Raw genomic sequence first — 12933 nt, forward strand, 5'->3', positions numbered from 1 at the left:
CGAGCCGGTCACCCGGGCGGGCCGGAGGGGGCGGGCGCCGGTACCGCCGGCGAGCTCGCGCCGGCGGCGAGGAGGCGCGGCGCGCCCGTACCGTCGGCGGGAACCGTCCAGACCCCGCCGCCGCGGCCGTACGCGAGGGTGCCGACGTCCGTCCACAGGGCCTGGTCGTCGATGCCCCGCCGCTCGGCGGTGGGGTGCTCCCGCCCGGTGCGGAGGTCGTACACGTACAGCCGCCACGGCTCGCGCGGGCCGTCGCCCACCCGCTTCTTGAAGGCGAGCCGGGTGCCGTCCGGGGAGAGCGAGGGGCATTCGACGTTCTCGCGGAGGGTGCGGGCCGACCAGGCGCGCAGGTCGCCTTCCACGAGGTGGGTGCGGCCGCCGGTCGAGACGGTGGCGTGGAAGCGGTTGTCGTCGGCGGCGAAGCTGACGCCCCAGTAGTTGACGTCCGGGGCGTGGTGGCGCCGTCCGCCGAGGGTGAGCGGGATCTGTTCCATGTTCTTGACGAGGTAGCCCGTTCGCAGGTCCAGGAGGGAGGTGCGGGTGGAGAAGGCGTTGCCCGCGTAGGAGTCGCCGGTCGCGAAGGTCGTCCAGGAGAGCATCCGCCCGGAGGCGGAGACCCTGGCACGGCTGGGGGTGCCCGGCACGGTGACCCGGCGCACCTCGCGCAGCCGGCGGTCGAGCACGAGCGCGTCGGTGCGGGCCGGGACGCCCGGCCGGCGCCGGAGGCACAGGGCGGTGCCGCCCGCGGTGTGGAACCGGTCGCAGGACGGGCCGCCCGCGATCCGGCCGCCGGGCGCGGCCGGGTCCACGCGCGCGACGCGTCCGGTGGCGGTGTCGCGGACGTGGAGCACGCCGGTCCCCTGGTCGAGCGTGAAGCCGGAGTCTGCGGTCGCCGCGGCGGCGGTACCCCGCTCGGCCGCGGCACGGAGCGTGTAGGCGGTGGCGCCGCCGCCGAGGATCAGGGCCGCGAGGACGATGATCCACGCGCGCGTGCGCCGGGACGGGCCCGGGCGGTCCGGGGCGCTGGGCTTCATGGTCGGGACCTCCTGGTGGGGGCTGCGGGCGACGGCTCACCGGCCGTCACGGCGGAGGGGCCGGGCGACGGCGGGGCGGACGGGGCCGGGGGCGGCTCCGGTACGGGGCCGGGAGGCGGCGGAACGCGCTCCGGTACGGGGCCGGCTTGACGGGGCACGGGCGGTACGGGATTCGCCCCCGGGGCGGACGGGCGGGGCCCGGGCGCGACGGGCTCCGGTACCGGGACGGAGGGGTCCGGTGCCGGTCCGGGCGCCGGATCCGGTCCCGGTGGCCTCCCCCGGCCTCCTCCGGGTCTGTCCCGTGGCAGCAGGCGGCCGGCGCAGCAGAGGGCGGCCGTGAGGGCCAGGGCCGCGCCGGCGAGGGCGGTACGGGGGCCGCTCACCGTCCACAGGGCGCCGAAGGCGATGCCCGCGCCGACCCGGGCGAGGGCCTGAGCGGTCTGGACGAGGGCCAGGCCGCCGGCCCGCCGCCGCTCGGGGAGCAGCGGCCCGGCGAGGGCCATGAGCACCCCGTCGGTCGCGGCGTAGAAGGCGCCGAGCAGAAGCAGGACGCCCCCGAGGACCAGCGGGCCGGGCAGGGGCGCGAGGAGCAGCCCGTAGGCGAGGAGCAGTGCCCCGTGCCCGTACAGGAAGGGCCGTCTCCGCCCGCTCCGGTCGGCCCGGCGTCCGACCGGGACGGCGAGCAGCAGGTAGACGCAGGCGGCGCCGAGCGGGAGGAAGGGGAACCACGTGGCGGGGAGGTCGAGCCGCCGCTGGAGGAGCAGGTAGAGGAAGGCGTCCCCGACGGTGGCCGCTCCGAGCAGCGCCGCGCACAGCACGGTCCGCCGGTAGGCGGGCGAGCGGAGGGCGGCGAAGGCCCCGCCCCGCTCACGGGGCGGGCGGACCGGCGTCCGCGGGTCCCGCCGCCCGGGCACGAGCAGCACCCACAGGAGAACGCCGAACGCCCCCACGCAGAGGCTGACCGCGAAGACGGCCTCGTACGCGTCGGCCGTCGCCCACAGCAGCGCGAAGGCGGCCAGGGGGCCGAGGAGGGCTCCGGTGGTGTCCATGGCCCGGTGGACGCCGAACGCGCGGCCGAGGTCCTCGGGCGGGGTGTGGAGGGTGATGAGGGCGTCGCGCGGGGCGGTGCGGACGCCTTTGCCGAGCCGGTCGGCGGTGAGGGCCGCGGTGAGCCAGCCGGCGGCTCCGGCCGCGCCGCCCGCGAGCAGCAGGCCGAGGCGGGAGCAGGCGGAGAGGGCGTAGCCGAGCCCCGCCACCTGTTTGTGGCGGCCGCCCCGGTCGGCGGTGTGGCCGCCGAGGAGCCGGACGAGGGCGGTGGCGCCGGTGGTCACTGCGTCGAGCAGGCCGAACTGGAGCGGGGAGAGGCCCAGCCCGAGGACGAGGTAGAGCGGCAGGACGGCGGTGACCATCTCGGAGGAGATGTCGGTGACGAGGCTGACCGTGCCGAGGGCGAGGACGGTGCCGGGGACGTGCCGCCGGACCCCCGAGGAGGCCGGCGGCACGTCCGGGCGACCGGTGGTCGCGAGGTACATCAGTGGCAGCGGTAGGTCGGGGCGGAGTCCTTGACCTGGTTGTCGACTCCGACGAACTGCCAGGTGTAGGTGGTGTCGGTGAGGTCCAGCTTCAGCACGCCGTAGGGGCCGCTGATCCGCTTCTGGCTATGGGGCTGGACGGTCTCGATCGGGTATGGGGAGGCGCCGCCCATTCCGCCGACGATCTCGACGATGCCGTCGGCGGTGGCCCGGCCGTCGGGGTCCTGCGGGGCGAAGCGCTCGTAGTGGTGGTCGTGCCCGTTGAGGACCAGGTCGGCCTTGGCGTCGTAGAGGATCCGCCAGACCGGCCGGGAGACGGGGTCGTTGCCGTGGCCGCCGGAGGAGTAGAGCGGGTGGTGGAAGTAGGCGGCGACGCAGCCCTTGGTGGTGCGGGCGAGGTCGTCCTTGAGCCACTGGATCTGGGCGGGGTCGTCGAAGGAGTTGGAGTCGAGGGCGACGAAGTGCCAGTTGCCGTGGTCGTAGCTGTAGTACGGCTTGCCCTGCGGGTAGGCGATCGCGCCGAAGTAGGACTTGTAGCCGGCGAGGGGCCCGGCCGGGTCGTAGGTCTCGTGGTTGCCGGGGACGGGCCGGGTCCTGGCCTTGAAGGCGCCCCAGGTCTTGTCGTAGTAGGCGCGGAAGTCGGAGAGCATCGCGTCGTCGTACTGGTTGTCGCCCATCGTGAGATGGAAGGCGGGCGCGAGGCGCTGCGCCAGCGCGGCCGTCTTGGGGTGGGCGCAGGAGCTGCTGGACGCGGTGCACCGGTCGGCGATGTCCCCGGCGGCGACGACGGTGAAGGCGCCGGTGGGCGGGGGTGTGCCGCCGCTGGTGCCGTAGACCTCCAGTTCGTACAGCGAGTAGCCGTACGGCGTCCCGCGCGAGGTGCCGTACACGCGCAGGTAGCGGCCCTGTCCGGTGAGGCCGGTCCAGTCGTCGGTGCCGCCGTTGCCGGCGCTCTCGGTGGCGAGGGTGGTCCAGGCGACGTTGTCGGCGGAGATCTCGACGCGGTAGGTCCGGGCGTACGCGACCTCCCACACGAGACGGACCCGGGAGACGGCGGCCGAGGGGCCGAGGTCGACGGTGATCCACTGCGGGTCGGAGCCCTCGGCGCTGGCCCAGCGGGTGGTGGTGACGCCGTCGACGGCCTTCTCGGGGCCGAAGGTGGCGTCCTCGACCGAGGAGGAGGTGGCGGGCCGCCCCTGGGAGATCAGCGGGTCGGCGACGGCTCCGGCCCGGCCGGGATGGGCGAGGAGGAGACCGCCGACGAGGGCGAGGACGGCGGCGAGGAGGAGGGTCGGACGGACGGTGGAGCGGCGGACACGGGTGGGGGGGACGGGGGTGGGACGGGATGGGGCTGAGACGAACGGGCGCATACCCGGGCTCCCTGGCCTGAGGGGTGGCGAGAGCTGGACACCGGTGCGGAGCACGGCCGGCGTGCGCGGGGCACGGGCGCCGGCCCCCGGCGGGCCGGGGGTGCGGCGTCCGGCCCGTGGGGTGAAAGGGGCACCCCACGGGCGGGGCCGTGCACGGCGGCCGGGTCAGAGCTCTCGCTGAGCGCGTCACGTCCCGGGGAGGGGCCGCCGCGCCGAGCCGCCGCCGGGGATGCTAGCGGATAGGAAGGTTTCCTTCCAGGCCCTCCGCAGGCCTCCGCCCCGGCCGCAGGCCGAAGGCGGGAAGTCCGGGGCGGAAGGGCCGGAAGGGGAGCACGGGACCGACGGAGACGGGCGGACGGAAAGGTGCGGGGCGGTCAGCGGGCCGTCGCGCCCGGCGGGTCAGAGACTGATGTGGTACGCCTTGCGGAGCGTCTCGTGCACCGTCCAGGTGGTCCGGTCGCCCTTCCGCAGCACGCAGGCGTCACCCGGCCCGATCTCCAGGGTCCGCCCGCCCTCGACCTCGACCGTCGCCCGCCCGCCGACCACCACGAACAGCTCGTCGGCCTCCGTGTCCGTGACGACCCCGGGGGTGATCTGCCAGATGCCGCGCACCTGCGTGCCGTCGGCCGACTCCCACAGCACCTTCCCCGAGACCTCGGGGGCCCCGGAGACGATCTGGGCGGGGTCGAGCGGCTCGGGTTCGAGTACCGCGTCCGGAATGTGCACGGCGAAGGAGGGCAGGTCATGAGTGGTCGTCATGGGCGGTGACTGTAGCGGTGGCGACGGGCGGGCCGGGAGGGTGTCCGGTGTGCGCCACCGAGGTTTGCGGGGCTCGCGCCCGCGCCAGGGATGGAGCATGCCCACACAGGTGTCCGAAGAGGTACGGGAGGCGCTCCACGAGGGCCGTCCCGTCGTCGCGCTGGAATCGACGATCATCGCCCACGGTCTGCCGCGCCCGCGCAACCTGGCCGTGGCCGTCGAACTGGAGGAGGCGGTACGGGCCGGGGGCGCCGTCCCCGCGACCGTCGCCGTCGTCGACGGCACGGCCCGGGTCGGCCTGGACCGGGCCCAGCTGACCCGGATCGCACAGGACCCGGCGGTACGGAAACTGGGGCACCGGGACCTGGCCCCCGCCCTGGCGGCGGGCGCGACCGGCGCCACGACGGTCTCGGCGACCGCCCTCCTGGCCGACGCGGCCGGCATACGCGTCTTCGCCACCGGGGGACTCGGCGGGGTCCACCGCGAATGGCGCGAGACGCAGGACGAGTCCGCCGATCTGCGGCTGCTCGCCCGGGTCGGGATCACCGTGGTGTGCGCGGGCGTGAAGTCGATCCTGGACGTCCCGGCGACGCTCCAGCGACTGGAGACCCTGGGCGTGACGGTCGTCGGGTACGGCACGGCCACCTTCCCCGGCTTCTACCTGGCCTCCTCCGGCGAGCCGGTCGACTGGACGCTGCGGAGCCCCGGGGAGGTGGCGGAGGTGATGCGGGCGCGGGACGGCCTCGGCGCCCCCTGGTCGGCGCTCGTGGTGGCCAACCCGGTGCCGGAGGCGGAGCAGTTGGACCCGGCGCTGCACGACCGGGTGCTCGCGCGGGGCCTCGCCGAACTGAAGGAGAAGGGCGTCACGGGCCAGGCGGTGACGCCCTTCCTCCTGGAATATCTGACGACCCACACGGACGGCGCGTCCCTGGAGGCCAACCTGGCGGCCGTGCGCGGCAACGTCCGGCTCGCGGCGCGCATCGCCGGGGCGTACGCCGCGGGCGGGCGGTGAGCGCCACAGGCGGCGCGCTCCTGGTCGTCGGGGACGTGGTCACGGACGTCGTCGCCCGGCACCGGACCCCGCTGGCACCCGCCACGGACACGGCGGCGGAGATCCGCACCCTGCCGGGCGGAGCGGGCGCCAACGCCGCCTGCTGGGCGGCTCGTTCGGGGGGAGCCGAGGTGCGGCTGCTGGGCCGGGTCGGTACGGACGCGGCCGTCTGGCACGAGCGGGCCCTGCGGCGCGCGGGCGTGCGGCCGGTTCTCGTACGCGACCCGGAGGCGGCGACGGCCACCGTGATCGCCCTGGTGGACGCCTCGGCGGAGCGCACGTTCCTGACCGACGGCGGGGCGGCGCTGCGTCTCTCCCCCGGCGACTGGTCGGCGGGGCTCCTGGAGGGGGTGGCCCGGCTCCACCTCTCCGGTTACCTGTTCTTCACCGCCCCGAGCCGGGAGGTCGCCCTGCGGGCGCTGCGGGACGCCCGGTCGGCGGGGGTGCCGGTGAGCGTGGACCCGGCGTCGGCGGGGTTCCTCGCCGGCCTCGGTCCCGACCGGTTCCTCGCCCGGGCCGCGGGCGCGGAGACGCTGCTGCCCAACGCCGGCGAGGCACGCCTGCTCGCCGGCCGCTCCTCGCCCGACACGGCGGCGGCCACGCTCAGCCGGCGCTTCCCCCTGGTCGTCGTCACCCTCGGCGCGGGGGGCTCGCTGGTCGCCGAGGACGGCGCGGTCACGGCCCGCGTCCCGGCGCCCCCGGTTCCCCCGGACCGACTGGTCGACTCGACCGGTGCCGGTGACGCCTTCACCGGCGCCTTCCTGGCCGCCCGCCTCGCGGGCGCGACGCCCGCCGAGGCGGCGGAAGCGGGTTGCCGCGCGGGCGCGGAGGCGGTCACCCGGGTGGGCGGCCGACCGGAGGACGGTACGGGGGGCGAGGGCCGAACCGGCGGCACGGCGTGAACCGGTGGTACGGCGACCCGCGGCACGGCTCCGGCGCCGCTCCCGCCACCGGAGCACGCCGCCCCGCGCGCACCGCGACGTCGGCGGTGCCGGCCTACCGGTCGATCCCCGTCCACGCCGGGTGGCGCGGGTCGTCCGCGCGCACGACGACATCGGCGGTGCCGGCCGGGTCGACCTCGGTGGCGTACCGGGCGAAGGCGGGCAGGGTCCAGGCCTCCTCGGTGCGCCGGGCGAGAGCGGCGGGCGAGAGGCGCAGGTGGACGGTGAGGTCGAAGGGGAACCAGTGGCCGAGGAGGAACGGCCCGTGCACGATCAGCACGCCTCCGGGCGGCAGCGTCACGTACGGGCTGCGGGTGGCGCGGTCCCGTTCCGGGTCCCAGAGGTCGGGCAGCACCCGTCCGGTGCCGCCCGGCTCCAGGGGCGTGAAGACCTCCCGCCAGAGGGCCCCGGTGTCGACCCAGTCGCCGTAGTACGCGTCGGGGTCCTGCTTCCCGTGCTCGTACCGGAGCGAGGCGGGCCGCAGGAAGCCGTCGGTCGCCACGACGTGGACGGCCCGGCCGCGCGCCCTCAGCTGTTCGGCGAGGTTCGCGGCCAGCTCGCCGCCGGGCGCGGCCGGGGGCCCGTCGAGCCCGACCTTCAGCCAGTCGCTTCCGTCGCGCGGGGTCACCCGGTCGAGGTGGGCACCGAGCCGGCCCGCCAGCCGGCCCCAGGTGATCGGCTCGTATCGCATTCCGCCCATCCTGCCCGTTCCTCTCCTCCGGTCCGCCACCGCCCCCGGACGCGGGGCGGCCACCGGCGGCCGCTCCGCACGACGGACGCCCGCCTTCCCGCGGTCACATTTGACCTTGCCACTGGCGTCAGGGTTCGACCATCGGGTCCATGAACACCACCTCACCCACCAGGGTCGTCGTCGTCACCGGCGCGGGCACCGGCATCGGCCGGGCCACCGCGCGCGCCTTCGCCGGGCAGGGAGCGGCCGTCGTCGCCGTGGGGCGCAGGCCGGAGCCGTTGCGCGAGACGGCCGAGGGCCACCCCGGCATCCACCCCCTGCCTCTCGACGTGACGGCGGAGGGAGCGGCGGAGGAGATCGTCCGCACCGCGCTCGCCGGCCACGGCCGCCTCGACGTCCTCGTGAACAACGCCGGCATCGCGGGCGGCGGCCCGCTCGGCACCCTCGACCGGTCCACCCTGACGCCGCTCCTGGAGACGAACCTCGTCGCCCCGGTGCTGCTCACCCAGGCGGCCGTCCCGGCACTGCGGGAGTCGCGCGGCGTGGTCGTGAACGTGACGACGGCGATCGGGCAGCGCGGCTGGCCGGGCAGCTCGGTCTATCCGGCGACCAAGAGCGCCCTGGAGACCCTCACCCGCTGCTGGGCGCTGGACCTCGCGCCCGCCGGAGTCCGGGTGGTGGCGGTCGCCCCCGGCGCGATCGAGACACCGATCGGGGAGCACATGGGGCTGTCGCCGGAGCGTCTGCGGGCGGTGCGGGAGTGGCAGCTCGCCCATACGCCGCTGCGGCGGCTCGGCCGGCCGGAGGAGGTGGCGTGGGCGGTCACCGCGCTCGCCGCGCCCGAGGCCGCCTATCTGACCGGGACCGTCCTGCCGGTCGACGGCGGCGCCCTGGTCACCTGAGCCGTACCGGCCGTTGAGCCGTTCCAGCCGTACCCACCGCCCACGCGCCGCCCCCGTACCCACCCGGTGGTAAAAAAGCGCGGGAGGTGGCGCGCGTGCGCATCGGTGAACTGGCCCGCAGGACGGGTGCGTCGGCGCGGGCCCTGCGCCACTACGAGCAGGCGGGTCTCCTCGCCTCCTCCCGGGCGGCCAACGGCTACCGGGTGTACGAGGAGTCGGCGGTGGTCCGGGTGGCCAACATCCGCCATCTGCTGGACGCCGGGCTCACCCTGGAGGACGTCACCGCCTTCCGCGAATGCCTCGACGGGGACCTCGCCTCTGCCCCGCCGTCCGAGGGGGGCCTGCGGATCGCGCGTGAGCGGCTGGCCGTCCTGGACGCGCGAATCGCGGCGCAGACGGCGGCCCGGGACCGGCTCGCCGCCGCCCTGGCCGCCCGGACCTGAGCGGTCCCCTCCGGCCGGCCCCTTGGGCGCCCGCGCCACCGTGGGTCCCGGGAGTCGCCCACCACCGGTTCCTGAACGGCCCCTCCACCCGGTTCTGCCGGGTGCCGCTCAGCCCGCGCCCGCCGTGGCCGGTTCGGCTTCCGCCCCGGTCCGGCGCAGCTCGGCCAGGCCGCTCTCCAGGGCCTCCGCCAGCGTCCGCTCCCCCGCCGCGAGGGCCCGGCAGGTCGCCGCGTTGGTGCGGAGCCGTACGTCGGGGGCGTCGGCCGCCCCGTCCCCGTACGCCACACCGCCGTCGGCCCCGATCCGTACGTGGAACTCCCCTTCGTCCAGGGTCACCTGCACCACGCCGGGGCCCAGTTCCGCGAGCGGTCCGAGGAGCGGGACGGCGAACCAGTGGGCCCGGACGGCGTCGGTCGGGCGCGGTTCGGCGAGGTCCGGCGCGCCCCAGTCGGCCAGGGCGCGCAGGACGGGGAGCAGGTCTCGTCCGCGCGGGGTGAGTTCGTACACCGAGGCCGAGGCGGGGGGCGGCAGACGGCGGCGGGTGACGAGTCCGGTGGCCTCCATGTCCTTGAGGCGGCCGGCGAGCATGTCGGTGCTGACGCCGGGCAGATCGGCGTGCAGGTCGGTGTAGCGGCGCGGTCCGGCGAGGAGTTCACGGACGACGAGCAGGGTCCAGCGGTCGCCGACCAGGTCGAGGGCGTGCGCGGCGGCGCAGTGCTGGTCGTAGCTCCGGCGGCGTGGCTGACGTGGCATGTCCCGCAGTCTAGACATGTTGTTGGACTTTCCAAGCTCGAACTTGGTAAAACCAAGCACCAACAGTTTCCGGGGACCTGGGGAGTGCGGACATGGAGTTCCGGCAGTCGAGCAAGCTGAGCGAGGTCTGCTACGAGATCCGCGGCCCGGTCATCGAACACGCCAACGCGCTGGAGGAGGCGGGCCACAGCGTCCTGCGCCTCAACACCGGCAATCCGGCCCTCTTCGGCTTCGAGGCCCCGGAGGAGATCGTCCAGGACATGATCCGGATGCTCCCCCAGGCCCACGGCTACACGGACTCGCGCGGCATCCTCTCCGCCCGCCGGGCCGTCGCCCAGCGCTACCAGGAGATGGGCGTGCCCGAGGTCGACGTGGACGACGTCTTCCTCGGCAACGGCGTCTCCGAACTCGTCTCCATGGCCGTGCAGGCCCTGCTGGAGGACGGCGACGAGATCCTGATCCCGGCCCCGGACTTCCCGCTCTGGACGGCGGTCACCACGCTCTCCGGCGGCAAGTCCGTGCACTACCTGTGCGACGAGTCCTCCGACTGGTATCCGGACCTCGACGACATGGCGTCGAAGATCACCGACCGGACCCGCGCCGTGGTCCTCATCAATCCCAACAACCCCACGGGCGCGGTCTACCCGAAGGAGGTCGTCGAGGGCATCCTCGACCTGGCCCGCCGCCACGGACTGATGGTGTTCGCGGACGAGATCTACGACCGGATCGTCTACGACGACGCCGTCCACCACCCGGCCGCCTCGCTCGCCCCCGACCTCGTCGTCATCACCTTCGGCGGCCTGTCCAAGACCTACCGGGTGGCCGGATTCCGCTCCGGCTGGCTGGTCGTCAGCGGCCCGAAGCAGCACGCGAGGAACTACCTGGAGGGCCTCACCATGCTGGCCTCCATGCGGCTCTGCGCCAACGCCCCCGCCCAGTACGCCATCCAGGCCGCGCTCGGCGGCCGCCAGTCGATCGACGAGCTGACCGCCCCGGGCGGCCGGCTGCGCGAACAGCGCGACCGGGCCTGGGAGAAGCTCAACGAGATCCCGGGCGTCTCCTGCGTGAAGCCGAAGGGCGCTTTGTACGCGTTCCCGCGCCTCGACCCGGCCGTGCACCGGATCCACGACGACGAGAAGTTCGTGCTCGACCTGCTGCTGCGCGAGAAGATCCAGGTGGTGCAGGGGACGGGCTTCAACTGGCCGAGTCCGGACCACTTCCGCATCCTGACCCTGCCGCACGCCGACGTCCTCGACGCCGCGATCAGCCGGATCGGGCGCTTCCTCAGCGGCTACCGCCAGTGACGCCCGGCCCTCCGGCTGTCATGATCGGAGGGTGGGGGATCCACGGATCCGGGTCGGCGCACGGGAGGGACGACCGGTCATGGACGCGGCACTGACAGCGGTGGCGGGAACACTTCTGGGTGTGATCGCGACGCACTGGTTCCAGGGGCGGGCGGCCGAGCGCACGGCCGCACTCGCCCGGAGCGAGCAGCTCCGGCAGGAGCGGATCGCCACGTTCAGCGAGTTCGCGGGCGCGCTGGTCGACTACCGGCACAGCCAGAACGACCGCTGGTTCCGGGCGGCGGAGGCGCCGGGCTCCGAGGAGGCCGAGGAGTCCCGGTTCGCCTCCTACCGGCAGCGGACCGCGGCCCGGCAGGCCCTGTTCCGGGTCCAGCTGGTCTGCGACGACCCCGAGGTCCGGCGTCTCGCGGAGGCCGCCTTCGAGGAGACCCACTGCATGCACGAGGCGGCCGACGCACAGGAGCGCACCCGCCGCTCGGACCGGGCGAAGCAGGCACTGGCCCGGTTCGTCACCGCCGCCGCCCCCGGCCTGCGCTGAAGGAGGCCGGCCGTGGACCTGGTCGCTCCCGTCGTCGTCGAGCCGCTGCGCGGGCGCCGCTGCTCCGAGTGCCGGCAGGGGCCGCTGCAGCGGATGATCGTGGAGTTCAACGCGCCGGTCTGCCTGGACTGCGCGGATCTGGGGCACCTGGTCTTCCTGCCGCGCGGCGACACGGCCCTCACCCGGCGCGCGCGGGAGAACAGCACGCTGTGGGCCGTGGTCGTCCGGCACAACCGGCGCCGCACGCGGTACGAGCGGCAGGGACTGCTCGTCGAGGAGGAGGCGCTCGCCCGGGCCGAGGCGGCCTGCCTGGCGGACGCGGAGGCGCGGGCCAGGCGACGGGCCCGGGACGCGGAGCGGCGCGCGGTCCGCGACGCCGGGATCACGGCGGCCCTGGAGGCGGAGATCCTGCGGCTGTTCCCGTCGATCCCGGCGGAGCGGGCGAGGGAGGTCGCGGTGCACGCCTCGGTGAAGGGCAGCGGCCGGGTGGGACGCACAGCGGCGGGCCGGGCTCTGGACCGGGGCGCCGTCACGGCCGCGGTGCGGGCGTCCGTACGGCACGTCGACACCCCGTACGACACGCTGCTCATGGGGGGCGTGCCGCGTCACCAGGCCCGGACGAGGGTCGCACCCGCCATCGAGGCGGTGCTCCGGGCCTGGCGGTACGGCGGGCAGGACGGCCACGGCCGCGACCAGGGCTGACGGCTGGGGAGCCGAGGGGGCGCGGCCGGGGCGGACGTCCCGGACCGTCAGGCCCGGTCGGCCGTCTCGGTGTCGCCGGCGCGGCGGGCGCGGCGGTACAGCAGGGCGCCGCCGAGGAGCAGCGCGGCGCTCGCCGGGAGGACGTAGCCGAGGGCGTCGGCACCGGTCGCGGCCAGCGCGGGACCGCTCGCCTCGCCCTGCGGCGCGGGCGCCGGGCGCGTGACCTCGTCGTCCTGCGGCACCGGCACGTTCCGCACCGGGGCGGGGGTCTGCGGGCGCGGCTTCGGGTTCTCGACCGGCTGCTCGGGCAGCTCCGGCTTCGGCGGCGTCACCGGGCCGTTGACCGAGGTGTTGCCGAAGGCCGGGTTGCCGATGCCGACCACGTTGAGGGAGTTGCCGCTGACGTTGACCGGCACGTGGACGGGGGCCTGGACGACGTTCCCGGAGAGCACGCCGGGCGAACCCTGGGCCGTGCCCTCGGCGGTGGCGCCGCCGCCGTTGGAGGATCCGCCGTGGGAGGAGCCCCCGCCGTGGGAGCCGCCCTGCTCCCCGCCGCGCGGGGTGCCGGGCAGGTCCTTGTGCGCGCGGCCGCCGCTCTCCTCGCCGTAGCCGGCGGGCTCGGCGGAGCCGTTCGCACAGCTGTTGCCGAAGGCCGGGTTGAGCAGTCCGACGACGTTCACCGTGTTGCCGCAGACGTTGACCGGGACGTGCACCGGTGCCTGCACCGTGTTGCCGGACGCCACTCCCGGCGAGCCGACCGCGGCGCCCTGTGCGCCGGAGTCGGCGTGGGAGACGCCCGCCGAGAGAGCGAGCGCCCCACCCGTGACCATCAGTGTGGCCAGACCACTTCGGCGAATCTGCCTCATGGCTTCCTGCCTTCCGGAGGTGTACACGGGCGAGTGCCCGTACCCGA

13 protein-coding genes and 1 pseudogene are annotated in these 12933 nt (G+C 75.6%); 7 read left to right on the top strand and 7 right to left on the bottom strand.

All coding sequences use genetic code 11. From position 1 onward, the window contains the following. Positions 1-8: 8 nt before the first annotated feature. The 4 genes and pseudogenes from ABTY40_RS07730 to ABTY40_RS07745 form a co-directional block, all read right to left on the bottom strand. Positions 9-1034: a TolB-like translocation protein gene (locus ABTY40_RS07730; RefSeq protein WP_352058679.1), complete on the bottom strand. Its 1026-nt coding sequence runs from the start codon at positions 1032-1034 to the stop codon at positions 9-11. Between the two features lie 227 nt (positions 1035-1261). After that, a pseudogene (locus ABTY40_RS07735) lies at positions 1262-2566 on the bottom strand (MFS transporter); the annotation flags it as partial. Next, positions 2566-3936 carry a discoidin domain-containing protein gene (locus ABTY40_RS07740; protein ID WP_352058680.1) on the bottom strand — a complete coding sequence of 457 codons (1371 nt, stop codon included), beginning with the start codon at positions 3934-3936 and terminating at the stop codon, positions 2566-2568. The pseudogene ABTY40_RS07735 and the gene ABTY40_RS07740, both read right to left, overlap by 1 nt. A gap of 399 nt (positions 3937-4335) precedes the next feature. Continuing rightward, a complete protein-coding gene (locus tag ABTY40_RS07745) occupies positions 4336-4695 on the bottom strand; it encodes a cupin domain-containing protein (protein WP_345280887.1) in 360 nt (119 codons plus the stop codon). Between the two features lie 97 nt (positions 4696-4792). On the opposite strand from ABTY40_RS07745, the gene ABTY40_RS07750 reads away from it, so the two are divergent. Beyond that, a complete protein-coding gene (locus tag ABTY40_RS07750) occupies positions 4793-5707 on the top strand; it encodes a pseudouridine-5'-phosphate glycosidase (protein WP_352058681.1) in 915 nt (304 codons plus the stop codon). Continuing rightward, on the top strand, positions 5704-6648 hold the full coding sequence (locus ABTY40_RS07755) for a carbohydrate kinase family protein (protein WP_352058682.1): 945 nt from the start codon (positions 5704-5706) through the stop codon (positions 6646-6648). Before ABTY40_RS07750 ends, ABTY40_RS07755 begins: the two co-directional genes overlap by 4 nt. 94 nt (positions 6649-6742) lie before the next feature. On the opposite strand, the gene ABTY40_RS07760 is transcribed toward ABTY40_RS07755, so the two are convergent. Continuing rightward, positions 6743-7378 carry a nucleoside/nucleotide kinase family protein gene (locus tag ABTY40_RS07760; RefSeq protein WP_352058683.1) on the bottom strand — a complete coding sequence of 212 codons (636 nt, stop codon included), beginning with the start codon at positions 7376-7378 and terminating at the stop codon, positions 6743-6745. Between the two features lie 149 nt (positions 7379-7527). On the opposite strand from ABTY40_RS07760, the gene ABTY40_RS07765 reads away from it, so the two are divergent. After that, complete coding sequence (locus ABTY40_RS07765) at positions 7528-8280, top strand: SDR family NAD(P)-dependent oxidoreductase (RefSeq protein ID WP_352058684.1); 753 nt, start codon at positions 7528-7530, stop codon at positions 8278-8280. A gap of 95 nt (positions 8281-8375) precedes the next feature. Then, entirely contained in the window at positions 8376-8723 is a 348-nt protein-coding gene (locus ABTY40_RS07770; RefSeq protein ID WP_352058685.1) for a MerR family transcriptional regulator, read from the top strand. Between the two features lie 108 nt (positions 8724-8831). Here ABTY40_RS07770 and ABTY40_RS07775 read toward each other — a convergent pair whose 3' ends face one another. Further along, complete coding sequence (locus ABTY40_RS07775) at positions 8832-9476, bottom strand: winged helix-turn-helix transcriptional regulator (protein ID WP_352058686.1); 645 nt, start codon at positions 9474-9476, stop codon at positions 8832-8834. Positions 9477-9568: 92 nt separating this feature from the next. Here ABTY40_RS07775 and ABTY40_RS07780 point away from each other — a divergent pair, with 92 nt between their 5' ends. The 3 genes from ABTY40_RS07780 (at position 9569) to ABTY40_RS07790 (ending at position 12020) form a co-directional block, all read left to right on the top strand. Continuing rightward, on the top strand, positions 9569-10780 hold the full coding sequence (locus ABTY40_RS07780; protein ID WP_352058687.1) for a pyridoxal phosphate-dependent aminotransferase: 1212 nt from the start codon (positions 9569-9571) through the stop codon (positions 10778-10780). 121 nt (positions 10781-10901) lie between these two features. Beyond that, positions 10902-11318, top strand: a complete 417-nt coding sequence (gene kilB, locus ABTY40_RS07785; RefSeq protein WP_352058688.1) for a plasmid transfer protein KilB — start codon at positions 10902-10904, stop codon at positions 11316-11318. Positions 11319-11330: 12 nt separating this feature from the next. Further along, positions 11331-12020, top strand: a complete 690-nt coding sequence (locus tag ABTY40_RS07790; protein ID WP_352058689.1) for a DUF2293 domain-containing protein — start codon at positions 11331-11333, stop codon at positions 12018-12020. Between the two features lie 47 nt (positions 12021-12067). Here the strand turns inward: ABTY40_RS07790 and ABTY40_RS07795 are convergent, their stop codons facing one another. Then, positions 12068-12886, bottom strand: a complete 819-nt coding sequence (locus ABTY40_RS07795) for a chaplin family protein (protein ID WP_352058690.1) — start codon at positions 12884-12886, stop codon at positions 12068-12070. Positions 12887-12933: the final 47 nt, after the last annotated feature.

This window comes from Streptomyces sp. NPDC126503, from assembly GCF_040302405.1.
Classification (GTDB): domain Bacteria; phylum Actinomycetota; class Actinomycetes; order Streptomycetales; family Streptomycetaceae; genus Streptomyces; species Streptomyces gulbargensis.

Excerpts from the sequence above, each read along its gene's own strand:
- ABTY40_RS07730 (WP_352058679.1), bottom strand. The coding sequence starts at position 1,034 with ATGAAGCCCAGCGCCCCGGACCGCCCGGGCCCGTCCCGGCGCACGCGC.
- ABTY40_RS07740 (WP_352058680.1), bottom strand. The coding sequence starts at position 3,936 with ATGCGCCCGTTCGTCTCAGCCCCATCCCGTCCCACCCCCGTCCCCCCC.
- ABTY40_RS07745 (WP_345280887.1), bottom strand. The coding sequence starts at position 4,695 with ATGACGACCACTCATGACCTGCCCTCCTTCGCCGTGCACATTCCGGAC.
- ABTY40_RS07750 (WP_352058681.1), top strand. The coding sequence starts at position 4,793 with ATGCCCACACAGGTGTCCGAAGAGGTACGGGAGGCGCTCCACGAGGGC.
- ABTY40_RS07760 (WP_352058683.1), bottom strand. The coding sequence starts at position 7,378 with ATGCGATACGAGCCGATCACCTGGGGCCGGCTGGCGGGCCGGCTCGGT.
- ABTY40_RS07765 (WP_352058684.1), top strand. The coding sequence starts at position 7,528 with ATGAACACCACCTCACCCACCAGGGTCGTCGTCGTCACCGGCGCGGGC.
- ABTY40_RS07775 (WP_352058686.1), bottom strand. The coding sequence starts at position 9,476 with ATGCCACGTCAGCCACGCCGCCGGAGCTACGACCAGCACTGCGCCGCC.
- ABTY40_RS07780 (WP_352058687.1), top strand. The coding sequence starts at position 9,569 with ATGGAGTTCCGGCAGTCGAGCAAGCTGAGCGAGGTCTGCTACGAGATC.
- ABTY40_RS07795 (WP_352058690.1), bottom strand. The coding sequence starts at position 12,886 with ATGAGGCAGATTCGCCGAAGTGGTCTGGCCACACTGATGGTCACGGGT.